General features: G+C 72.2%; 20 protein-coding genes and 1 riboswitch. Of the genes, 13 read left to right on the top strand and 7 right to left on the bottom strand.

From position 1 onward, the window contains the following. Nucleotides 1–104: 104 nt before the first annotated feature. Entirely contained in the window at nucleotides 105–1127 is a 1023-nt protein-coding gene (locus AXW62_RS09370) for an AraC family transcriptional regulator (protein WP_060944086.1), read from the bottom strand. A gap of 225 nt (nucleotides 1128–1352) precedes the next feature. On the opposite strand from AXW62_RS09370, the gene AXW62_RS09375 reads away from it, so the two are divergent. The 5 genes from AXW62_RS09375 (at nucleotide 1353) to AXW62_RS09395 (ending at nucleotide 7316) form a co-directional block, all read left to right on the top strand. Then, on the top strand, nucleotides 1353–2405 hold the full coding sequence (locus AXW62_RS09375; RefSeq protein ID WP_060944087.1) for a TauD/TfdA family dioxygenase: 1053 nt from the start codon (nucleotides 1353–1355) through the stop codon (nucleotides 2403–2405). Between the two features lie 71 nt (nucleotides 2406–2476). Continuing rightward, on the top strand, nucleotides 2477–3988 hold the full coding sequence (locus tag AXW62_RS09380) for a long-chain-fatty-acid--CoA ligase (protein WP_060944088.1): 1512 nt from the start codon (nucleotides 2477–2479) through the stop codon (nucleotides 3986–3988). A 141-nt stretch (nucleotides 3989–4129) separates the two neighbouring features. Continuing rightward, nucleotides 4130–4315: riboswitch (cobalamin riboswitch) on the top strand. A gap of 30 nt (nucleotides 4316–4345) precedes the next feature. Continuing rightward, on the top strand, nucleotides 4346–5389 hold the full coding sequence (locus AXW62_RS09385; protein WP_060944089.1) for an ABC transporter substrate-binding protein: 1044 nt from the start codon (nucleotides 4346–4348) through the stop codon (nucleotides 5387–5389). Next, a complete protein-coding gene (locus AXW62_RS09390) occupies nucleotides 5386–6501 on the top strand; it encodes a FecCD family ABC transporter permease (protein ID WP_060944090.1) in 1116 nt (371 codons plus the stop codon). The genes AXW62_RS09385 and AXW62_RS09390 overlap by 4 nt, the downstream gene beginning before the upstream one ends. Further along, nucleotides 6498–7316, top strand: a complete 819-nt coding sequence (locus AXW62_RS09395; RefSeq protein WP_060944091.1) for an ABC transporter ATP-binding protein — start codon at nucleotides 6498–6500, stop codon at nucleotides 7314–7316. Before AXW62_RS09390 ends, AXW62_RS09395 begins: the two co-directional genes overlap by 4 nt. A gap of 245 nt (nucleotides 7317–7561) precedes the next feature. Here the strand turns inward: AXW62_RS09395 and AXW62_RS09400 are convergent, their stop codons facing one another. Both AXW62_RS09400 and AXW62_RS09405 read right to left on the bottom strand, forming a co-directional pair. Beyond that, on the bottom strand, nucleotides 7562–8488 hold the full coding sequence (locus tag AXW62_RS09400; protein WP_060944092.1) for an aminoglycoside phosphotransferase family protein: 927 nt from the start codon (nucleotides 8486–8488) through the stop codon (nucleotides 7562–7564). A gap of 247 nt (nucleotides 8489–8735) precedes the next feature. Beyond that, the gene (locus AXW62_RS09405) at nucleotides 8736–9284 is read right to left on the bottom strand and encodes a TetR/AcrR family transcriptional regulator (protein WP_060944093.1); all 549 of its coding nucleotides are present in this window, start codon (nucleotides 9282–9284) and stop codon (nucleotides 8736–8738) included. A 104-nt stretch (nucleotides 9285–9388) separates the two neighbouring features. Here AXW62_RS09405 and AXW62_RS09410 point away from each other — a divergent pair, with 104 nt between their 5' ends. From AXW62_RS09410 to AXW62_RS09440, 8 genes are all read left to right on the top strand, one after another. Continuing rightward, a complete protein-coding gene (locus AXW62_RS09410) occupies nucleotides 9389–10633 on the top strand; it encodes an MFS transporter (protein ID WP_060944094.1) in 1245 nt (414 codons plus the stop codon). A 618-nt stretch (nucleotides 10634–11251) separates the two neighbouring features. Beyond that, a complete protein-coding gene (locus AXW62_RS09415) occupies nucleotides 11252–12181 on the top strand; it encodes a helix-turn-helix domain-containing protein (protein ID WP_060944095.1) in 930 nt (309 codons plus the stop codon). A gap of 128 nt (nucleotides 12182–12309) precedes the next feature. Next, nucleotides 12310–13023 (top strand): alpha/beta fold hydrolase, encoded by a 714-nt coding sequence (locus AXW62_RS09420; RefSeq protein WP_060944096.1) that lies wholly within the window; start codon nucleotides 12310–12312, stop codon nucleotides 13021–13023. Nucleotides 13024–13264: 241 nt separating this feature from the next. Beyond that, nucleotides 13265–13960, top strand: coding sequence for a rhodanese-like domain-containing protein (locus tag AXW62_RS09425; RefSeq protein WP_060944097.1), 696 nt, complete (start codon nucleotides 13265–13267; stop codon nucleotides 13958–13960). A gap of 257 nt (nucleotides 13961–14217) precedes the next feature. After that, nucleotides 14218–15582 (top strand): MBL fold metallo-hydrolase, encoded by a 1365-nt coding sequence (locus AXW62_RS09430; protein WP_060944098.1) that lies wholly within the window; start codon nucleotides 14218–14220, stop codon nucleotides 15580–15582. Nucleotides 15583–15815: 233 nt separating this feature from the next. After that, entirely contained in the window at nucleotides 15816–15974 is a 159-nt protein-coding gene (locus tag AXW62_RS43825; RefSeq protein WP_159060844.1) for a hypothetical protein, read from the top strand. Then, nucleotides 15971–16720 (top strand): sulfite exporter TauE/SafE family protein, encoded by a 750-nt coding sequence (locus AXW62_RS09435; protein WP_060944099.1) that lies wholly within the window; start codon nucleotides 15971–15973, stop codon nucleotides 16718–16720. Before AXW62_RS43825 ends, AXW62_RS09435 begins: the two co-directional genes overlap by 4 nt. A gap of 524 nt (nucleotides 16721–17244) precedes the next feature. Continuing rightward, nucleotides 17245–17799 carry an AAA family ATPase gene (locus AXW62_RS09440; RefSeq protein ID WP_174556368.1) on the top strand — a complete coding sequence of 185 codons (555 nt, stop codon included), beginning with the start codon at nucleotides 17245–17247 and terminating at the stop codon, nucleotides 17797–17799. Nucleotides 17800–17971: 172 nt separating this feature from the next. Here the strand turns inward: AXW62_RS09440 and AXW62_RS09445 are convergent, their stop codons facing one another. Genes AXW62_RS09445 through crcB (AXW62_RS09460) form a run of 4 tightly spaced genes read right to left on the bottom strand, consistent with a single transcriptional unit; the run spans nucleotide 17972 to nucleotide 20395 of the window. Further along, on the bottom strand, nucleotides 17972–19186 hold the full coding sequence (locus AXW62_RS09445; protein ID WP_252368554.1) for an MFS transporter: 1215 nt from the start codon (nucleotides 19184–19186) through the stop codon (nucleotides 17972–17974). After that, on the bottom strand, nucleotides 19183–19557 hold the full coding sequence (gene crcB, locus AXW62_RS09450) for a fluoride efflux transporter CrcB (RefSeq protein ID WP_060944101.1): 375 nt from the start codon (nucleotides 19555–19557) through the stop codon (nucleotides 19183–19185). The genes AXW62_RS09445 and crcB (AXW62_RS09450) overlap by 4 nt, the downstream gene beginning before the upstream one ends. Then, nucleotides 19554–19916 carry a DUF190 domain-containing protein gene (locus tag AXW62_RS09455; protein WP_060944102.1) on the bottom strand — a complete coding sequence of 121 codons (363 nt, stop codon included), beginning with the start codon at nucleotides 19914–19916 and terminating at the stop codon, nucleotides 19554–19556. The genes crcB (AXW62_RS09450) and AXW62_RS09455 overlap by 4 nt, the downstream gene beginning before the upstream one ends. Then, on the bottom strand, nucleotides 19913–20395 hold the full coding sequence (gene crcB / locus AXW62_RS09460) for a fluoride efflux transporter CrcB (RefSeq protein WP_060944103.1): 483 nt from the start codon (nucleotides 20393–20395) through the stop codon (nucleotides 19913–19915). The genes AXW62_RS09455 and crcB (AXW62_RS09460) overlap by 4 nt, the downstream gene beginning before the upstream one ends. Between the last annotated feature and the right edge of the window lie 320 nt (nucleotides 20396–20715).

Raw genomic sequence — 20715 nt, forward strand, 5'->3', positions numbered from 1 at the left:
CTTATCACCTGGGGACTCGTCCCCCGGTTCGCGCCGCCGGACTCAGCAGTCCGGCCGGGACCGCGTGCGCGACGGCGTTCCGGGGAGCGGCTGACCGCAGGCGGTCATTCCCGGTCGGAGGGCTGCTGACGGGTCCTGCGGCGGCGCCACTCCCGGGGGCTGCAGCCGAACCGCCCGCTGAACCAGCGCGAGAAGGCGCTGGGGACGGAGAATCCCAGTAACCGGGAGATCTCCGTCAACGAGCGCCCCGGGTTCGCCACCAGCTGCTCGGCGAGCTGGGTACGCGTCGCGTCGAGCAGGGAGGAGAAGGTCTCACCCGAGGCCGACAGGTGCCGGTGGACGGTCCGCCGGTCGACGCCGAGGCTGGTGGCGACCTGCTCGATCGAACAGCGTCCGGTCGGCAGCAGGACCTCGATCAGCTCGCGCACCCGGTCCCGCACGGTCGTGTCCCTCGAGACGGCGATGGACTCGAAATACTGCCGTGCGTAGGTGCGCAGCAGCGGATCGGACATGGGGTTGGGAACGTCGAGGTCGCTCGCGTAGAGGACGATCCCGTTGAACTCGCGGTCGAATTCCACGACGGGCCCGAAGAGGCGCCGGTGGGTTCCGGTGTCCGCGGGAGCGCTGTGCGTGAAACACACGGACACCGCCTGCCACCGGCCACCGAGGAAGGTGCGGAGGACCTGGTGGAAGGCGCCCACGGCCAGCTCCACGGCCTGGCGGGCCGCCATCGCCTCCCCCAGATCCAGGCTCACCTTCAGGTGGGCCAGGCCATGCGCCTCGGAAAGCCGGCTGCGGAGCACCTCGTTGTACAGGTACTCATGGCGGGCCAGGAGCTCCAGTGCGCTGCGGGCGTCGGGCTCCTCGCGGATGACCATGCTGATACGGCCGAGGTTGGAGAAGCGGCGGCGCTCGGCGAGGAGCAGCCCGAAGTCCCCACGGTGTGAAACCGCCGCCGAGAGCTCGAGCAACTGGACCACGGCCACGCCGGAGATCCATCTGTCCTGGACCGCGAGGCCGACGGGGTCCAGGCCCACTCGCTTCATCAGGGACCGCGGGTCGATGCCCAGCGACTGGCTCACCTCGACGTAACCGTTCAGCGCTGCGTTGCGGACAAGGGGTTTCATCTGCGCGCTCCAGGGCTCTGTCCCCAATAGATAAGTCAGATGTCACGCCAGATCAAGCGGTGTGCCGGGGCATGACCTAGCGTTGCACCACCGCGATGGAGCTCGCGGCCCGGATCCAGGTCCCGGCCGACCGGACATTCGACGGAGAACACCATGCCAAACGGTCCGAGCGTTGACCAGCATGAGAAAGCGGCAGGGAATCCCGGTGCGCAGCAACGGCTTCGGGTGGCCGCCACGACGAGCGTGACCACGGTGCTGCGCCGGCCCTGCACCGGACCTGCCGTGTGGCAGGGCCCGAGCCTGGCGGACTCCGAGGAGTGGGTGCTGCGGCTCTCACCGGCGCAGATCGGTGAGCTCGACGCGGCCCTGCGCACCGTGCGTGAGCGAAGTCTTCCGCTGCTGAGGGTGAACGCCGGCGATTTTCCGCTGCCCACGCTGGGCGGCGAGCTGGAACGCATCGCCGACGTACTGGAGAACGGACGCGGCTTCGTCCTCGTCAAAGGCATTCCGGTCCAGCGGTACAGCGAAGCGGCTGTCTCCACCATTTTCTGGGGCCTGGGCCGGCACCTCGGTATTCCGGTGTCGCAGAACGCGGCGGGCCATCTGCTCGGCCACGTCCGGGACACCGGCCGCACCATGACCGATCCCGCGACGCGCGGCTATCAGACCAGGGCGAGGCTGCCGTTCCACACCGACGGGTCCGATGTCCTCGGACTGTTGTGCCTGCGAGCGGCCCGCTCCGGGGCACGCCTCACCGTCGTCAGCTCGGCGGCGGTGTACAACGCCGTACTGGCGCGGAGGCCGGAGCTGGTCGAGCGCCTGTACCGGACCCATTTCCTCGACCGCCGGGAGGAGCAGGCCCCCGGTGAGCAGCCGTACTGGGCAGTTCCGCTCGCGTGCTGGCACGGGGGCAGGCTCAGCATCCGCTACAACCGCTGCTACCTGGAGTCCGTACAGCGCTTTGCCGACGTTCCCCGCCTGGAACCGGCGGACGTGGAGCTGTTCGATCTGATCGACGAACTGGCGGGTTCCCCGGAGTTCCGGCTCGACCTCGACTTCGGGGCCGGCGACCTGCTGCTGCTCAACAACCACGCCGTTCTGCACTCCCGCACCGCGTACGAGGACTTCGCCGAGCCCGAGCGGCAGCGGCACGTGCTGCGCCTGTGGCTGGCACTGCGCCATGGACGACAGCTGCCGCCGTCCTTCTGGGGAAACGCGCGCAGCAGCGGCGGTACCGGCCGCGGCGGGATCACCCCCCGCGATGTGATCGCGACGTAGAAGTCCGCGCGCCCCGGCGGCTCTCGCCGCCTTCGCCGACCCTCACCGACCCGCACCCAAGGGGAGACCGAATGAACAATCTGGCCACGCTCCTGGCGGAGTCGGCCTGGGCCGAGCGCGACCGGGTGGCCGTTCGCCAGGACGATCTGGCCCTCACCTACGCCCAGCTGAACGACACCAGCGCCCGGGTCGCCACGCTGCTGCGGGCCAGGGGTGTCCGGCCGGGTGACCGCGTGGCCTTGGTCATGCCCAACGTCATCCACTTTCCGGTCATGTACTACGGCATTCTGCGCGCAGGCGGCGTCGTCGTACCGCTGAATCCGCTGTTGAAGGCCCGTGAAACGGCGCTCGCACTGCGGGACTCCGGATCCCGGATCGCGCTGGCGGGGCCGCCGTTCGCGGACGAGGTGGTCGCCGCGGCGGCAGCGGCCGGGGCCGAATGCCTGGTGATGACCTCGGCGTCTTTCGGCTCCCTGGTGCGGGCCGCCGACCCCATGCCACGGATCGTCGAGCGGGCGGAGGACGACACGGCCGTGATCCTGTACACCTCCGGCACGACGGGGAGTCCGAAGGGCGCCGAGCTGACCCACCGCAACCTGATGACCAACGCGGCCACCGCGGCCGAGACATTGCTCCACATCGGGCCGGACGACGTCCTGTTCGGGGGCCTGCCGCTGTTCCACGCCTTCGGACAGACGTGTGCTCTCAACACGGCGGTCTCCGCCGGGGCGAGTCTGACCCTGCTGCCGCGGTTCGAGGCGGTCAAAGCGCTGGAGATCATGCACCGGGACAGGGTCACCGTCTTCCTCGGCGTCCCCACGATGTACACGGCCCTGCTGCACGCCGGGCTCCCCGACGGATTCGATCTCTCCCGGCTGAACCTGGCCGTTTCAGGCGGAGCTTCCTTGCCGGTCGAGGTGCTCCATCGCTTCGAACGGGAATTCGGTGTGACCGTGCTCGAGGGCTACGGACTCTCGGAGACCTCCCCGGTCGCCGCCTTCAACCCTCCGGACCGGCCGCGCAAGGCCGGCTCGATCGGTCTGCCCGTCCGCGGGGTCGAACTTCGGCTCGTCGCCGACGACGGCACCCCGGTGGGACCGGGTGAGGTCGGCGAAATCGCGATCCGCGGCGAGAACGTCATGAAGGGCTACTGGAACCGTCCGGAGGCGACCGCGGAGGCCATCCGGGACGGATGGTTTCACAGCGGCGATCTCGCCCGTGCCGACGAGGACGGCTACTACTTCATCGTCGACCGGAAGAAGGACCTCATCATCCGTGGCGGGTACAACGTCTATCCACGGGAGATCGAGGAGGTGCTCTACGAACACCCCGCCGTCGCCGAGGCCGCTGTCGTGGGCGTCCCGCACGAGGTCCACGGGGAGGAGGTGGCCGCCGTGGTGACGCTCCGGGACGGTGCGCGGACCACACCCGAGCAGATAGGCGAGTACGTCAGACAGCGGGTTGCCGCCTACAAGTATCCGCGGATCGTCATCTTCACCGATGCGCTCCCCAAGGGGGCAACGGGCAAGATCCTCAAGCGGGAGATCGTCGTCGAGCCGCGCCACGGCCGGCGCGGCCGGTAGTGACATCCCGACAGCGGGGGACCGGTGCCGGCCGAGGAGGCCATCCACATGTCGACCCCCGGCGGCCACGGCCCGCGCACGTCCGCGGCGTCCGACACCGCCGTGGGGCCGGTTCCGGCCGTGCGCCCTTTCGCCTTTCGGCCACACCTACGTAAGATCGGTCGGTCATCACCGCGACGGGAGACAGGAAGCCGGTGCGATTCCGGCACGGTCCCGCCACTGTGACCGGGGAGTGCAACCCTTCGACACGCCACTGCGCGCCGCGCGGGAAGGCCGGGGGAACGTCGATCCGGGAGTCAGGACACTGGCCTGTCGCGGGCCCGTTCCGAGGAGCGCGGACTCCCCAGGAGGCTCTACGTGTACAACCGCATACCCCGTCCTGTTCCCTCTCCCCCGGCCGGCTCCCGCCGCCGCGCCCCGCGCGTCGCGGCCGTCGCCGCCGCCTTGTCCGCGACCCTGCTGACCGGCTGCGCCGGGGGCAAGGACGTTGCGGACAAGCCGGCGAACGCGACGTCAGCGCTCAAGGGCTTCCCGGTCACCATCGACAACTGCGGCACCCGCACGACGTACGAGAAGCCGCCCGAGCGGGCGGTCACCATCCACCAGCACCCCGCCGAAGTCATGCTGGCCCTCGGCCTGAAGGACCGCATGGTGGGCACCGCCTTCCGCGACTCGGCCGTTCTGGCGCGCTACCGGAACGATTTCAAGGCCATCCCCGAGCTGGCGAAGAAGGAACCGTCCTTCGAGACCGTCCTCAACGCCGAGCCGGACTTCGTCTACGGCGGCTACGGCAGCGCGTTCGCCGAGAAGGCGGGCCGCTCCCGCACGGCGTTCGCGGACGCCGGCATCGACACGTACCTGAACCGCGAGTACTGCGGCAAGAAGCGGGTGTCGATGAAGGACACCTACGACGAGATCCGCACCATCGGCACGATCTTCGGAGTGCGGGAGCGCGCCGACGAACTGGTCGGTGACCTTCAGCGGCGCGTCGAGCGGACCGCCCGGGCGGTGCGGGGCACACCGGCCGTACCGGTGTTCGTGTACGACAGCGGGGAGAAGGCGGCGTTCACCGCGGGCGGCAAGGGCCTGGGCACCGAGATCATCCGACTGGCCGGCGGACGGAACGTGTTCGACGACCTCGACAAGGTGTTCGGTGACGTGTCGTGGGAACAGGTCGTGGCCCGCAAACCCGAGGTCATCGCGATCTACGACTACGCGGGCGCCGGGAGCGTCGAGCGGAAGAAGCAGTTCCTGCTCGCGCAGCCCGCGCTCGCCGACGTCCCCGCCGTGAAGAACAGGCGGTTCGTCGTGCTTCCGCTGACCGCCACGGTGGTCGGCGTCCGACCGCCGTACGCGGTCCAGGACCTGGCGCGTGCGCTGCACCCCGAGAAGTTCCGGTGACGGGCACCGTACGGGACGCCGCGGCGACGGATCCCGGCCAACGGGGCGGAAGCGGTGAAGAGGGGGCGCGCCGCGCGTCCTTCGCCGTGGTGCTGGCGGTGCTCGGCATTCTGCTCCTGGTCTCCGCCACGGCGGGCATGGCCATCGGCTCGGTCCATGTGCCGCCCGGCGAGGTGTGGGGCATCGTGACGCACGCGCTGGGCGCCGACTGGTCGGAGCCGGTCCGGTCGCGGGCGCGCGAGACGATCGTGCTGAAGGTGCGGGCTCCGCGGGTGGCGCTCGGGGCCGTGACGGGCGCGGGGCTCGCGGTGGTGGGTACCGCCATGCAGGCGCTGGTGCGCAATCCGCTCGCGGAGCCGTATCTGCTGGGGGTGTCCTCCGGGGCCTCGCTCGGCGCCGTCGTCGTGATCGTCTTCGGGGTGAGCCTGTTCGGGTCCGTGTCGCTGTCGGCCGCCGCGTTCGCCGGGGCGCTGGCCACGCTGCTGCTCGTGTACACCACGGCCCGGGCCGGCGGCCGCATCACGTCGTCACGGCTGGTGTTGTCGGGGGTGGCGGTGGCGTCGGTCCTCACCGCGGTGATGGATCTGCTCCTCCTGACCACCAACCGGGGCAACCAGGCGCAGGAGGTCCTCGCCTGGACGCTCGGCGGGCTCGGTGGCGTCCAGTGGGCCACGCTGTGGCTGCCGGGTGCGGCCCTGCTGCTCGGCACCGCCGTGCTGGTGGTCCAGGCCCGGTCGCTGAACCTGCTCCTGGCGGGCGAGGAGGCCGCCACCACGATGGGGCTGGACGTGGCCCGGTTCCGCACCCGGATGTTCGTCCTGCTGTCCCTGGTCACCGGGGTGCTGGTGGCGGCGGCCGGACCGATCGGCTTCGTCGGCCTGATCCTCCCCCACATCGTGCGCCTGTTCGTGGGCGGCGACCACCGCCGCGTCCTGCCGACCGCCGCGCTGGCCGGAGCGGTGTTCCTCGTCTGGGCCGACATCGCCGCGCGCACGGTCGCCGCCCCCATGGAGATCCCCGTGGGGGTCCTGACAGCCCTGTGCGGAGGGCCGTTCTTCCTGTGGCTGATGCGCCGGGACGCCCGGCGCGACGCCGTCCGAGGAGTGGGATGAGCGGGACCGAACTCGCCGTCGAGACCCTGACGCTCACCGCCGGCGCACGCCACCTCGTCCGGGACGTCTCCCTGATCGCCCGGCCCGGGGAGGTGATCGGCCTCGTCGGGCCCAACGGCAGCGGCAAGTCCAGCCTCCTGCGCGCCGTCTACCGCGTGCTGCGCCCCGACACCGGGCAGGTACGCGTGGACGGGGCGGACGCCTGGTCGCTGCCGGTACGCCGACTGGCCCGCACGATGGCCGCCGTGGTCCAGGAGCCGGGCACCGGCATCGACCTGACCGTGCGCGAGGTCGTCGCGATGGGCCGTACCCCGCACAAGCGCCTGCTCGACGGCGACACGGCCGAGGACGCCCGGCTCATCGACACGGCCTTGGCGGCGGTCGACGCCGCCGACCTGGCCGGCCGCTCCTTCGACCGCCTCTCCGGGGGCGAACGCCAGCGCGTGCTCATCGCCCGCGCCCTGGCCCAGCAGCCCGCCCTGCTGGTCCTCGACGAACCCACCAACCACCTGGACATCCGCCACCAGTTGGAGGTGCTCGGCATGCTGCGGCGACTGCCGGCCACCGTCCTGGTGGCCCTGCACGACCTCAACCTCGCCGCGTACTACTGCGACCGCCTCTACGCCCTGCACAACGGCGAGGTCATCGCCTCGGGCCCCCCCGCCGAGGTGCTCACCCCGCGCCTGCTCGCCGAGGTGTACGGCGTGACGGCCGAGGTCGCCGTCCACCCGCGCACCGGAGCACCTCAGGTGACCTTCCTCCCGGGGGAACCGGCCGGGGCGACACCGGCCGGCCCGGATCAGCCCCGCTCATGAGCGTGCGGGGCGTAGAGGGGGTGGCGGGCCTACGGGCGTACGGGGCCGGGCCTACCCGCGTACGGGGCCGGGCCGGGCGGCGCTGCCTGCCGGGCGACGCCGCCGTCCTGGCCGGAGAGCACCACGGCCAGGAGCCCGACCACCACGGTGGCCGCCACGGTGGCCGCGGCCGGCCGCCCCGCCGGGCGCACGGTCCACCCCAGGTGGGCCGGCCCCGCCGGCCCCGCACACCGCGGCCTCGCGCGTCAGCCGGTCGCCCAGCGGTCCAGGAAGGCGTGTCCGGTGCGCACGATGTGCTCCTCCCACTCCGTGCCGTAGGACCAGGTGAGGTTGCGCAGTACGGTGTGCGCCGCGTACCCGGCGACGGCACCCTTGTCGCAGGTCCGTGCGATCTCCTGGGCCAGCCGCTCGCGGACCCCGGGCGCCGCCTTGGGCCAGGCCGCCAGATCCCAGTCCGTGGTGACCAGGTCATAGCCGGCGTCGCCGTCCCGGCACGACTGCCAGTCGAGGATGGCGGTGAGCCGCCCGCGGTCGGCCAGGACATTGGCGGGCCCGAAGTCGAAGTGGACGACATCGTCGGGGACCCGCCGCGGCGGCCCGACATCCAGCGCGGCCTTCCGCAGCCGTCTGAGCAGCTGCTCGACCGGCCCCGTACAGCCGTGGAGAACAGATGGGCGGCACAACGGGGTGCGGTCCCGGAACAGGCCGTCGATCAGGAATTCCCACCAGTCCTCGGGTGTGCCCAGACCGGCGCCCCGCTGCGCGGCCACCGCTGCCAGCAGTTGCTCCAGCACGCTTTCGGTGACCTCCTGCACAGGCTGTCCGGCGGCCAACTCCTGCAGTTCGAACAAGACATCGCCCGCTCGTCCCGATGCGACCTGGGCCGGGATGGGAGACCCATGGCCCCGCAGCCGCTCCAGTCGACGGGCCGTCGCCGTGGCCGCCGTGGCGGCGGCCTCGCTCCAGGGGATCCATTTGAGGACGAGAGCGTGCCCTGCCGGGGTCACGACCTCATAGGCGCCCTCGTCCCCCCGCTCGAACCGCCGCACCAGGCGCAGCTCGAGTCCGCGCTCCTTGGCCAGAAGGGACAGCACTTCGGCCACCTCCGGGCTGCTCCTGCCCGGTCCCTCCGTCGCGTTCCGCCTCCGGCTCTCGCCGCCGTTCTCGCTCATGTGCTCCGCTCCGGCTCGGCTTCGACGCGACACCCGGCCATCGGCTCGGGCGCCGGTGTTCCGGTGACGGCACACACCAGGCGTCCGCCCTCGGCGGGCCCCGTCGTCTTCCTTCCATCGGCGGACCTGGCTGGAGTGGCGGGCCGGCGGGGCCGCGGTGCGCGGGCAGGCGTGCCCGCCCCCGAGCGCCGCGTCCGCCGGTGGAAGGCCGCGACCCCGCGTTGCCGGACCCACGGTCGCGGGCGTGTCATCCCGTGATGGCCTGTACGACGACCGCGATGTCCTCCCGGGGCGTCGGCTCCTCATCCACGGAGTTGTGAATGATGAACCCCTCGATCAGAGCGTCCAGCGCCCTGGCCGTCCGGGCATCGAAGTGCCGGCCGAGAGCCGAACGGCTGCGCTGCATCCAGGACCGCATCACCGACCGGAGCTCCGGGTTGCGAGCAGCGAAGGCGTAGAGCTCGTAGCTGAGCAGCAGCTCCCGCTCGCTCCCCACCTGGTGTCCACAGATGATCTCCACGACTGCCTCGCGCGCCTCCTGTGGCGTAGCCGCGCGGTCGAGCAGTGCCCCGTACCGCGACGACTCCGATTCGGCCAGCCGCGTGAACGCCTCGGTGAGCAGCTGCCGCAGGGAGTCGAAGTAGTAGGTCACCGAACCCAGCGGCACCTCCGCGGCCTGCGCGGCGCTCCGGTACGTGACCCCGGCGACACCGCGCTCCGCGACGAGTTCCAGGGTCGCGTCGATGATGCGGTCCCTGCGTTCGGGATCGTTGGGACCGCGCGAAGATCCAGTCATTGTGCTGCGCTCCTTCCAGCCACCCGGCCAACAATGTACATTCGTACATACTTCTTTGCGATCCGCAGCTGGCCCCGCTTCCTCGCCCCGCACGGAGCATCCCTATGGACCTCGCCACCCGCCGTTGGCGGCGATCCCTCTTCCTGTTCTTCTTTCTGACCGGCTTGGCGATCTCCTCGTGGGTGACGCGCACCCCCGACATCCGGGACCGGCTGGGAGCGTCAACGGCCGAGATGGGCATCATCCTCCTCGGCCTCTCCGCAGGCTCCATGACCGGCATTCTGTCCTCGGGACCGCTGGTGAACAGATTCGGCACCCGGCCCGTCATCGGTGTCGGCAACTTCCTCGTCGTCGTGAGCGTGACGCTCGTCGGCTGCGGCAGTCTGGCCTCATGGAGCCCCGTCGTGTTCGTCGGGCTGCTGACCTTCGGTGCGGGCATGGGCTCGGCCGAGGTCGCGACCAACGTGGACGGCGTCGAGATCGAGCGGATCACCGGCACCACCGTCATGCCCACCCTGCACGGCTGTTTCAGTCTCGGCACGGTCGTGGGCGCTGTGTGCGGCATTGCCGCCACCGCCCAGCGCCTGCCGGCCCACTGGCACCTTCTGGCGGTCACCTGCGTGTCGTTGACGGTGTTCCTGTACGCGATCAGGGCGGTCCCGTCCGGCACCGGTGTGCACACGCGCGGCTCTGCGACGCGCGAGGCGCCGGATGAGTCCGCGCGGGAGATGTGGCGGGACTCGCGACTGCTCCTGATCGGCGTGATCGTGCTGGCCATGGCCCTTGCGGAAGGCGCGGCCAACGACTGGCTGCCGCTGCTCATGGTGGACGGCCACGGACTCGACGCGGCCCAGGGCTCGCTGGTCTACGCCGGTTTCGCCGCGGCGATGACGCTCGGGCGGTTCAGCGGCAGCTTCTTCCTCGACCGCTTCGGACGCGCCATGGTCGTCCGCGCGGGTGCCGTGTCGGGCGCCATCGGGGTCCTCCTGGTGGTCTTCGCCGACAGCGCGCTGCTCGCCGGCGCCGCCGTCCTGTTCTGGGGCCTGGGCGCCTCCCTCGGCTTCCCCGTCGCCCTGTCGGCCGCCAGCGACTCCGGCCCCAACGCCACCGCACGCGTCAGCCTCGTGGCGACCATCGGCTATGTCGCGTTCCTCGTCGGCCCGCCGAGCCTGGGCTTCCTCGGCGAGCACTACGGGCTTCGCACGGCCATGCTCGTCGTGCTGGCCTGCGTCACCCTGGCGATCTTCATCGCCCCGGCGGCCGGCGACCGCTCCTCCTCCGCCGTGGCCGCCGGTTCCGCCCATGGCGCCGAGCCGGCACCGGAGCGCCGGCCCGAGCGCCGGACCTGAGACACCAGGCGCAGCGGACGCCGGCCGGTGTTGTCCGTCGAGTGCGGGGTGCCCTGGGGGATCCGGACGACGTCGCCCGCCACGAGCACCCGACGGCCGACGAGATCCGCTACGTGATCGAGGGCGAGGGCGTCCAGACCGCGGGCGACGAACCGGAATTCCCGGTGGCAGGCGACGGCTCTCCCCATCGGGGCGTGCGGTGCGCGTGGCCCGGGAGGCGACGCGGCCCCCGTGGCCGCGGCCAGGGCACTCGTCGTATCCGCGCTCCAGGAACGGGTGCACGCGGCGTCGGCGACGGCCTGGCGGGGGCGGCCTCCTGGGCTCGCGTCGCCTCACCGGCGCGGCTTCGCGTGCACGTGTGCGGGTCCGGCGGGCGGCCGGTCGGCGGGCAGGCCGGCGGTACACCGAGTCACGGCGGTAGACCGAGTCACGGCGGTGACCGCGCCGAGGGCCTACCGCCCGCCGCCCGCCACCCGCGGGGCAGCGCACGACGTGCCCGGTCTCCCCGCCCAGGCTGCCCGCCACTTCATCGACGGTGCGGGCCGGGAGCCGGACCCGCCGTTGCCTATCCACAGCCGGGTCAGGCTAGGTGTCGCGAGGCCGTCCATACTCAAAGCCATGGATGGAAGAACGCGGCTCGGGAGCTTTCTGCGGGCGCGGCGCTCCCAACTGCGCCCGGAGGACGTCGGGATACCCACCTACGGGGAGCGCCGGCGCGTGCCGGGGCTGCGGCGCGAGGAGCTGGCGATGCTGGCGGGTGTGAGCACCTCCTACTACACCCGGCTCGAGCAGGGGCAGTCGCTGAGCGCGTCGCCCGAGGTGCTGGACGCGATCGCCGGGGCGCTGCGGCTGGACGAGTCCGGGCGGCGGCACCTGCACGACCTGGGCCGGGTGGACCGGCAGCGCCCCCGGGGCCGGCGTCCGGCTCCGGAACGCGTGACGGAGGCGACGCGCCAGTTGCTGGAGGCGCTGGACCACGTGCCCGCGATCGTGCTCGGCCGGCGCAGCGACGCACTGGCGTGGAACCGCCTGGGCCATGCGTTGTTCGCCGGGCATCTGGACCCCGGCGCCCCTGACCTGCCGGCGCGGCGTCCCAACATGGCCAGGCTGCTGTTCCTCGACCCCCATGTCCGCGACCTGTACGCGGACTGGCCGAGCCGGGCCAGGGCGGTGGTCGCGAACCTGCGCCTGGTGGCGGCCCGGCATCCGGAGGACATGGCGCTGCACGCGCTCCTGGGCGAACTGTCCGCGAAGAGTGCCGAGTTCGCCTCGATGTGGGCCGAACACCGGGTCAAGCCCTGCACCGTCGGCGCCTATGAGATGCGCCATCCGCTGGTCGGGCCCCTGACCGTCATGCTGCAGACCTTGAGCACCGGGCCGGGACCCAACGTGGTGGTCGCCACCACAGAGGCGGGCTCGCCCGCGCGAGCCGCGCTTGCCCTGCTCGCCCAGGCCACCGGCGAGGCCACCACGCGGCCCGGCCTCTCCCCCGGCGCGGCGTGGAAGCGGCCCCGCACCCGCCAGGGTGGGGCCGAGAGGACCACCTGACCACGAGAGCAGCCGGCGGCGAAAGAGCCACGGGACGCGGCGCGAAACCAACGTCACGCCAAGGACGGCACGACAACATTGTGCGGTCCCTCAGTCATCCGCGATCAACACAGAGCAGAGGAGAGATCATGGCCACCTATGTACTGGTCCACGGTGCTGGACATGGCGGCTGGTGCTATCGGAAGGTCACTCGTCTCCTGGAGGCCGAGGGGCACACGGTGTATGCCCCGACCCTGGCGGGGCTGGGCGACCGGTCACACCTCGTGAGCCCCGATGTCGATCTGGACACGCACATCACCGACGTGGCCAGCCTCCTTTTCTACGAGGACCTGAGCGACGTGGTGCTCGTCGGCCACAGCTACGGCGGCACAGTGATCCAGGGAGCCGCCGACCGTGTCAGCGACCGGGTCGGAAAGCTGGTGTTTCTCGATGCCCCCGAGGGCCGGTCACAGGTCGAGGCGTTCCCGGCGCTTCTCAAGGAGAGGGAGAATGGCCGGGTCGTCGACGGTGTCGAGCTCGTATTCTTCCCCAGCGAGGACCTGGTGAGGTTTTTCGGGGTCACGGACCCCGAGGACATCGCGTGGATGCTGCCACGCCTCACCCCTCACCCGTGGAAAACGCTGGAGCAGCCGCTGGTCCTGAACAACCGGCCGGCTCTGGAGGCGATACCGCAGTACCGGATCGTCTCCGCCACGAGTCTGGCTCTGGGGATCCACAACGAGGATCTGATGGCCAAGGCGCGCGCCGAAGGCCGATTCTGGGAGATCGACAGTGGACACGATCTCATGATCAGCGCGCCTGAGGCTGTCGCCGGCCTGCTGACAGAGATCGCGTCCGCGTAGGTGGCCACCGGGTCCGCCGAAACCACGTAGCGGACGGACCACGCCGATCCATTTGCCGGTTCAGCAAAGACATTTGCCGACCATGGACCGGTGCGCGCAGGCTGCATTCGGACATCACCGGCTCACAACCCGAGCCGGCACCCCTCGGACCCGGTCGTGTTCCCTCATGCGCGGGGAACGCCTCCGGGCCGAGCGGTACGTCAGAAGCGGCAATCGCGTCACAGGACAGAGGAATCGGCAGATGGAAAACCGCCACGTCGTGATCATCCCGATCGAGATCGACGAGGAGAAGGAAAGCGCGTATCTCGACGCCTGGCAGAGCGCCGCGGAGGTGATGGCGACTCAGCCCGGGTTCATCCGGACGTACATGTTCCGCACGATCGTTCCCGGGAGCACATTCCGTCTCGTCAATGTGGCGGAATGGGAGTCCACCGCTCACTGGGAAGAGGCGATGAACGTCTGCCCGATGATGGGACAGCAGATAGCCGTCGTCCACGCCTCGAACTACGAGGCGATCCGGACGGTCCTGCCCGCCACCGGGCAGAGCCCGGACTCCGGCGACGGTCACCCGCCCGCCGAGCTGTCTCCCGCCGAGGCGTATCGCCGCCTCGCGGACGGGAAACTCACCCTGGTCGATGTCCGCGAGGACGACGAATGGGCAGCGCGTCACCCGACCGGCGCCGTCCACGCCGCCCTCAGCACGTTGCCGGCCTCGCTGTCGGATCTGCCTGACGGCCCCCTGGCCTTCATCTGCCGCACGGGCGCCCGCAGCGTGCGGGGCGGCGCGCAGGCGATCCGCGCAGGCCGGTCCTCCGTCTACAGCGTGGCGGGCGGCCTTGAGGCATGGGAAGCGGCGGGGCTGCCGGTCACCGTCCCCGACCGCGCGGGCGCCGTGGACAACGGCGACCGTGCCCAGGCCGCGGTGCGTGAGGACTGACGACAGCGGAACCAGCGGGCAACCGCCGCATACGTCCGCCGGCATGAGGCCGCCCGGACACGCCATTCCGCCCCGCACCCTTTGCGACACCCCCTGCCGCCATGTCGGACGGTGATCGTTTGTGCCGGGGACCAGGACGTGAGGGCCGCGCAGGGGCAACGCGCGGCTCGGAGTGGCGCGAGTGTCGTCGGGCCGTGGCGGCGGTTTCCCGGGACCGCAGTTTCCCGAGTACACCATCCCAGAAAAGGAGCCACACCGTGTTTTTCGTCGACACCCTGGAGTTCGAGGGGCTGGGCAACCGCAGTTACCTGGCCGGAGGTCCGAGAGCGGCGGTCGTGGTCGATCCGCCGCGGGACGTCGACCAGGTGATCGCCACCGCCGCCCGGCGAGGGGTGCGGATCGCCTACGTGGCGGAGACGCATGTGCACAACGACTACGTCACCGGCGGGCTGGAACTGGCCCGCCTCACCGGCGCCCGCTATCTGGTCCCGGCCGACGCCGGCGTCTCCTTCACCCGCACTCCGGTCACGGACGGCGACACCTTCGAGGTGGACGAGCACCTGGTGCTGCGTGCGATAGCCACCCCGGGCCACACCCCGCACCACACCTCCTACGCGCTGGAGGAGGAGGGGCGCGCGGTGGCGGCCTTCACCGGCGGCTCGCTGCTGATCGGCACCGTCGGGCGTCCGGACCTGGTGGACCCGCGGCTGACCGAGCACCTGGCCCGCGCTCAGCACACCTCCGCCCACCGGCTGGCGGCACTGCTCGACGACGAGGTGCCCGTGCTGCCCACGCACGGTTTCGGCAGCTTCTGCTCCTCCTCCCAGGCCGAGGGCGACACGACCACCATCGGCAGGGAACGCGCCGGCAACGACGCCTTCACCCTGGACGCGGACACCTTCGTCAAGCGGATCCTGGCCGGACTGGATGACGTGCCCGCCTACTACGCGCACATGGGCCCGGCCAACGCCGCCGGCCCCGCGCCCGTCGACCTGACCCCGCCCGAACCCGCCGACGCCGTGCAGATCGCGGAACGGCTGGCGGCCGGTGAGTGGGTGGTGGACCTGCGCAGCCGGGTCGCCTTCGCGGACGGCCATGTGGCCGGATCGTTCAACTTCGAGGGCACCGGCAAACTGGCCACCTATCTGGCCTGGCTGATCCCGTGGGGGAAGCCGGTCACCCTGCTCGCCGACACCCCGGCGCAGATCGCCGACGCGCAGCGGGAGCTGACCCGGGTCGGCATCGACCGCCCGGCCGCCGCCGCCACCGGTGATCCGGCCACCTGGGTCCGTGAGGGGGAACAGCTCGCCTCCTTCCCCCGCGCCCGGTTCGCCGACCTCGCCGCAGCGCACGGGCGCGGCGAGGACGTGGTGGTGCTGGATGTGCGCCGGGATTCCGAACGCGCGCACGGCTTCATCGAGGGCTCCGTGCACATTCCGCTCCACGAGCTGCACGGCCGGGTCGGCGCGGTGCCGGAGGGCACGGTGTGGGTGCACTGCGCCGGCGGGATGCGCGCGGCGATCGCCGCTTCCCTCCTGGACGCGACCGGACGAAAGGTCATCGCCATCGATGACGGCTTCGAGGCCGCCGCCGACGCGGGCCTGACCCTCACCCGGCCCTGAATCCCCTGCCCCACCCGTACAGAAAGCACGCGATGTTCCCCTCCGGTCACGGTCCTGGCCGCCTCGGCCCCGGACAGGCCCGCCCCCGTATCACTGACGGCGATACCGTGCCGCCGGCCGTGTCCCGAGTCCCCGAGTGGCGGGCCGGACACATGCCCGGCGCCGTCCACCGGTCGCTTCCCCCTCCGCCGGCCGAAGCCGCCCTGCCGGACACTCCGCGGAGCCCGGATGTGATGCCGGGCCACCGCCGCGGGCACGTCCCGCGGCAGGCCGCCACGCTCATCGAGTCCGGCGGCGTCGGCGCGGCGGACACCTCCGGCGGCACCCGCGCCCGGCCCGGGGCCGGGCTGCCGGTGGCCGCCGTCAGCGGACAGGGTGGGCGAACAGCGTGACCGCCGTGATCCTGGCCCTGGTCGCAGGAGCCGTCGTCGGCCTGGCGCTCGGCGCCCTCGGCGGCGGCGGCAGCGTCCTGGCGGTGCCCGCGCTGATCTACCTGCTCGGCTTCACCCCCACCGCGGCCACCACCGCCAGCCTGATCATCGTCACCGCCACCTCGCTGACCGCCCTGTACGCGCACGCCCGGACCGGGCGGGTGCGGTGGAAGGCCGGAGCGGCGTTCGCGGCCGCCGGGGTTCTTCCGGCGGCCGCCGCCGGAGCCGCCGCCACCCACATGCCCCAAGCCGTCCTCACCCTCGCCTTCGCCGCTACGGCCGTCGTCTCCGCCGTCAGGATGCTCCGGCCCGCTGAGACCGCCCGCCCCGGGGGCGGCGAGGTGCGGCCGGGCAAGGCAGCCGCGGCCGGGGCCGGCCTGGGCGCGCTGACCGGGCTGCTCGGTGTGGGCGGCGGCTTTCTCGTCGTCCCCGCCCTGGTCACCGTCCTGGCCTTCGAGATGGAGGCCGCAGTCGGCACCAGCCTGCTGGTCATCACGGCCAACTCACTGGCGTCCCTGGCCACTCGCTCCGGCGCCGCGGTCTCGCTCGACTGGGCGGTGATCGGCCCGTTCATCGGAGCCGCGATCCTGGGTGCCTGGGACGGCAAGCGCATGGCCGAGAAGGTCGCCGGGCCCCGTCTGCAGCGCATTTTCGCGGTGGTCCTGCTGGCCGTGGCCGCCTTCATGTTCGTCTACGCCGTGACGTGACGGCGGCTCGGGCCGGCCACAACGTCTGCGGCCGGGCCCCGGTCCGCCCGGTACCCCCGCCCGCCTGCCCGCCCTCGGCCACGCCATGCCACGGTCCCCGCCGCGCTGATCGGGGATCCGGGCGCACCCCGAGTGCCGGGGATCTCGGTGACGGCCCCCTGAAGCCCCCGTCCCGCGCGGACTCCGCCTCCCTGCCGCCCAGGAGAAGACCCCGGCGCTCCGACTCGTTCCACCCCTCGGGCCCGTGCTCCGGTCCCCCACCACCGTCGCCGGTACCCATACGAGGTGGCCGATGTCCCACCTGGACGCCGAGTCGAGCCCCACCCCGCGCACGCGGGGTGGGGCTCGGCTCCGAGCGCCGGGCAGACCTCGCATCCGCATCTCCCCCGGGAAGCGGGGGGTTTCCCTGGACCGCCAACGCGCGAACGCCCTGTGAACGGCAGTGGCATGACCCGCGCAGGACGTCAGTGGGGTCGCGCGATATCGGATCGCGTGAGACGGAGGGGAGCTGACAGGCTGCTCCTATGAATCAGGCGGAAGTGCTGGTGATCGGCGGGCGGGCCGGAGTGGGCAAGACGACGGTGGGATGGGAGGTTTCGGCGTTGCTACGAGCCGCGGCGGTCCCCCACGCGGTCATCGATGGTGACTTCATGGGGCAGGTGCATCCGGCCCCGGAGGGGGATCCGCACCGTTCGGAGATCACCGAGGTCAATCTCACCGCCGTGTGGGCCAACTTCACCCGACGCGGCTACCGCCGGCTGATCTACACGAACACTCTCAGTGTGCTGCCCGAGGCGACCGGCATGTTCCAGCGGGCCATGGGTGCGGATGTGCGGATCGTGCGGATCCTTCTCACTGCCTCCGATGCCACCGCCCGCGAGCGGCTGGTGCGCCGGGAGCTCGGCTCGGAACTGGAGCAGGAGCTGGAAGGCAGTGCCCGCAAGGCGCGGCTGCTGGACCAGCGCGTCCCCGCACAGACCCTGCGGGTGGTGACGGATGGGAGGGCTGTCGTGGACATCGCGGGTGAGGTCGCGGCCGCCACCGGCTGGTCCGGGCGGCACTCCGTGACCAGGGCGTGATCGAGTCCGCAGACCGGTCCGGAGAGGGATGCGGCCACCGTCGATCACCGGTGTGTGAAGGCCGAGGATCAGGCGGTGGCCGCGGGTTCCGGCCGCCGGCGGGATCCGGTCTCCTGCCAGGGGAAGTGGTCTCCTGGCCCGCACCGGCGCCGAACGCGGCAAACAGCGTGCCTCACCCCGTCCGGGGCCTGGTGCGGCGGGTGGTGGTGACGCCCAGGAGGGCCAGGGCGAGGACCTGGATGACCACGACCACGGTGATCAGCACGGGGATGGAGTAGCCGTACAGGCCGCCGGTCAGCGCGCCGCCGGCGAGGCTGGCGGCGCCGACGGCGCCGGCGAAGACGCCGTAGGCGGTCGCCCGGCGCCCGGAGGGCACCAGATCGGCCACCACGGCGCGCAGGGTGGATTCCTGGATGCCCATGGCCGCACCCCACACCAGCGAACCGGCCGCGGCCGGCGCGAGGGTGTGGGTGAAAGCCAGGCACGGGACCGCGGCGGTCAGCACCGGCAGGGCCACCAGGACCCGGGGGCCGTACCGGTCGTACAGCCAGCCGGTGGCGAGCGCGGCGACGGCGTCCACGGCCATGGCTCCGGCGTAGAGCACGGGCACCCAGGCGGTGGCCAGCAGATGGCGCTGGACGAGGTGGTAGGAGAGCACGCCGAAGGTGGCGAATCCGGTGGTGGTGGCCGCGGTGAACGCCGCGTACGTCCAGAACGCCGTCGGCAGGCGGCCCCCCGCTGCCGCCGACGGGGCCTTCGGCGCCGCCCCGCGCTCGTACGCCTCGGGGTCGGGGACGCGGCTCCGCAGCCAGACCAGCAGCCCCAGGGCCGCTGCTCCGGGCACGGCCAGGACGCCCAGGGCGGGGGCGTAGTCGTCGCCGGTGAGCGCGAGCACCCCGGCCACGAGCAGCGGGCCCACCAGGGCGCCGATCTGGTCCATGGCCTCGTGGACGGCGAAGCCGCGGCCGCGGCCGGTGGCCGCGGTGGCGTGCGAGAGCAGGGTGTCCTTGGCCGGGGAGCGCACCGCCTTGCCGACCCGCTCGGCGATCACCAGCACGCAGGCGGCCCACAGCACCCCGGCCACACCCAGCAGCGGCACCGAGACCACCGTCAGCGCGTAGCCGGCGATGGCCAGGCCCCAGAAGCGGTGGGTGCGGTCCGCCAACGGCCCGGAGACCAGCCGCAGACCGAGCGCCGCTCCCTCACCGGCGCCGGTGACGACGCCCACGACCAGGGAGGAGGCGCCCAATGAGGCGAGCAGCGGGCCGGTGACGGAGCGGGCGCCTTCGTAGACGACGTCGGCCAGCAGGCTGACCGTGCCGAACCACACCACGAACCGCCATGGCCGCATGCCCGGTGCTGCCCCGGCTCCCGTGTCCGGCTTCACGCCCACACCGCCTGCGCGAAGGCCGCGCCGGCGAACGCGGCGCCGAGTCCGGCCCCCACCCCGGCGACCACATTGGCCGCGGCGAGGAACCGCGCCCCGTCCTCGGCCAGCCGCAGCGTCTCGTAGGAGAACGTCGAGTAGGTGGTCAGCGCCCCGCACAGGCCGGTGCCGAGCAGCAACCGCAGGGATGGGGGCGCGGCACCGTGGGCGGCCGCACCGGACAGCAGCCCCAGGACCAGACAGCCGGTGACGTTGACGGCGAAGGTGCCCCAGGGGAAGACGGTGTCGTGCCGGGCCTGTACGGCGCGGTCGGTCAGGTGGCGCAGTGGCGCCCCCACCATCGCGCCGGCCACCACCAGCAGCCAGTTCACCGGGTCCTCCGCTCCGTGTCCTGGTGGCGGCCGACGTAGCGGATGACCTCGCACTCGTCGAGGATCACCAGCCCCTCGGCGACCAGTGCGTCGAGCTGGGGCAGGAAGGCACGGATGCGGGCCTCCTCGTCGACGATCACGATCGCGACCGGCAGGTCCTCGCTCAGCGACAACAGGCGGCTGGTATGGATCAGGGAGGAGGCGCCGAAGCCCTCGATGCCTTTGAACACGCTCGCGCCGGCCAGTCCGGCCCGGTGAGCGCGGTGGACGATCTCGCTGTAGAGCGGCTTGTGGTGGTGGGTGTCGCACTCCCCGACGAAGATCGTCACCCGTAGCGCGGAGCCGTGCAGCCGTGTCATGTCGTCCTCCGGGAGATCAGGCGGCGGGTCACCGCGGCCGCCGACCACACGGCCGCGAGCGCGGCGAGCAGGGTGGCGGCCAGGTAGGCCAGGCCGATGCGGGCATGGCCGCTCCGCACCAGGTGCTGGATGTCGACGGCGTAGGTGGAGAAGGTGGTGAAGCCGCCCAGCACACCGGTGCCGAAGAAGGGTCGCACCAGCCGGGGCGCGACCCACACATCCGAGATGATCACCATGAATACGCCGATCACCGCGCACCCGACCGCGTTCACCAGCAGGGTGGTCCACGGGAAGGCACCGGCCGGGGTGGGCCAGGCCAGGGAGGCCCCGTAGCGGGCGGCGGCCCCCAGCGCGCCGCCGACGGCGACGACGGCGATCACGGGCGCCTGCCCGTGGGACAGCGCACCGCGCCGGGCGGACACCGACGGGCCGAGGCCGGGACCGGTGGGCTCGATGGCCTGGTCACGTGGGGTTGTCATGGGCGGTCGCGTCTCCTACTCGTGCGGCGCCCGGGAGGTACGGGCGCGTCTGGTCACAAGTAGGGACTGTTGGCGGCACCGGTGCCGCGGTTCGGGTACGGCGAGCCCCACCGCCGCGCGGCGGCCACGGGAGCCTGCCGCAGGTCACCAGAGTACCGGCCGGCCCGTCCCACCCGGCCCAGGGCGGCGGCGACCGGCTCCGGTGGCGGGCCGGCCGCACGCCGTGCCCGGTCGGCACACCGGCGAGCGGCGCCCCACCCGCACAACGGGCCGTTGTGCGGGTGGCGCGGACCCCATGGGACCGACGGCCGCGAGCGGCG

Origin of the sequence: Streptomyces hygroscopicus subsp. hygroscopicus (assembly GCF_001553455.1) — a bacterium.
Classification (GTDB): Bacteria; Actinomycetota; Actinomycetes; order Streptomycetales; family Streptomycetaceae; genus Streptomyces; species Streptomyces hygroscopicus.

Excerpts from the sequence above, each read along its gene's own strand:
- AXW62_RS09425 (WP_060944097.1), top strand. The coding sequence starts at position 13,265 with ATGGAAAACCGCCACGTCGTGATCATCCCGATCGAGATCGACGAGGAG.
- AXW62_RS09380 (WP_060944088.1), top strand. The coding sequence starts at position 2,477 with ATGAACAATCTGGCCACGCTCCTGGCGGAGTCGGCCTGGGCCGAGCGC.
- crcB (WP_060944103.1), bottom strand. The coding sequence starts at position 20,395 with ATGACAACCCCACGTGACCAGGCCATCGAGCCCACCGGTCCCGGCCTC.
- AXW62_RS09420 (WP_060944096.1), top strand. The coding sequence starts at position 12,310 with ATGGCCACCTATGTACTGGTCCACGGTGCTGGACATGGCGGCTGGTGC.
- AXW62_RS09455 (WP_060944102.1), bottom strand. The coding sequence starts at position 19,916 with ATGACACGGCTGCACGGCTCCGCGCTACGGGTGACGATCTTCGTCGGG.
- AXW62_RS09400 (WP_060944092.1), bottom strand. The coding sequence starts at position 8,488 with ATGAGCGAGAACGGCGGCGAGAGCCGGAGGCGGAACGCGACGGAGGGA.
- AXW62_RS09370 (WP_060944086.1), bottom strand. The coding sequence starts at position 1,127 with ATGAAACCCCTTGTCCGCAACGCAGCGCTGAACGGTTACGTCGAGGTG.
- AXW62_RS09405 (WP_060944093.1), bottom strand. The coding sequence starts at position 9,284 with ATGACTGGATCTTCGCGCGGTCCCAACGATCCCGAACGCAGGGACCGC.
- AXW62_RS09415 (WP_060944095.1), top strand. The coding sequence starts at position 11,252 with ATGGATGGAAGAACGCGGCTCGGGAGCTTTCTGCGGGCGCGGCGCTCC.
- AXW62_RS09410 (WP_060944094.1), top strand. The coding sequence starts at position 9,389 with ATGGACCTCGCCACCCGCCGTTGGCGGCGATCCCTCTTCCTGTTCTTC.
- AXW62_RS43825 (WP_159060844.1), top strand. The coding sequence starts at position 15,816 with ATGCCGGGCCACCGCCGCGGGCACGTCCCGCGGCAGGCCGCCACGCTC.
- AXW62_RS09440 (WP_174556368.1), top strand. The coding sequence starts at position 17,245 with ATGAATCAGGCGGAAGTGCTGGTGATCGGCGGGCGGGCCGGAGTGGGC.
- AXW62_RS09395 (WP_060944091.1), top strand. The coding sequence starts at position 6,498 with ATGAGCGGGACCGAACTCGCCGTCGAGACCCTGACGCTCACCGCCGGC.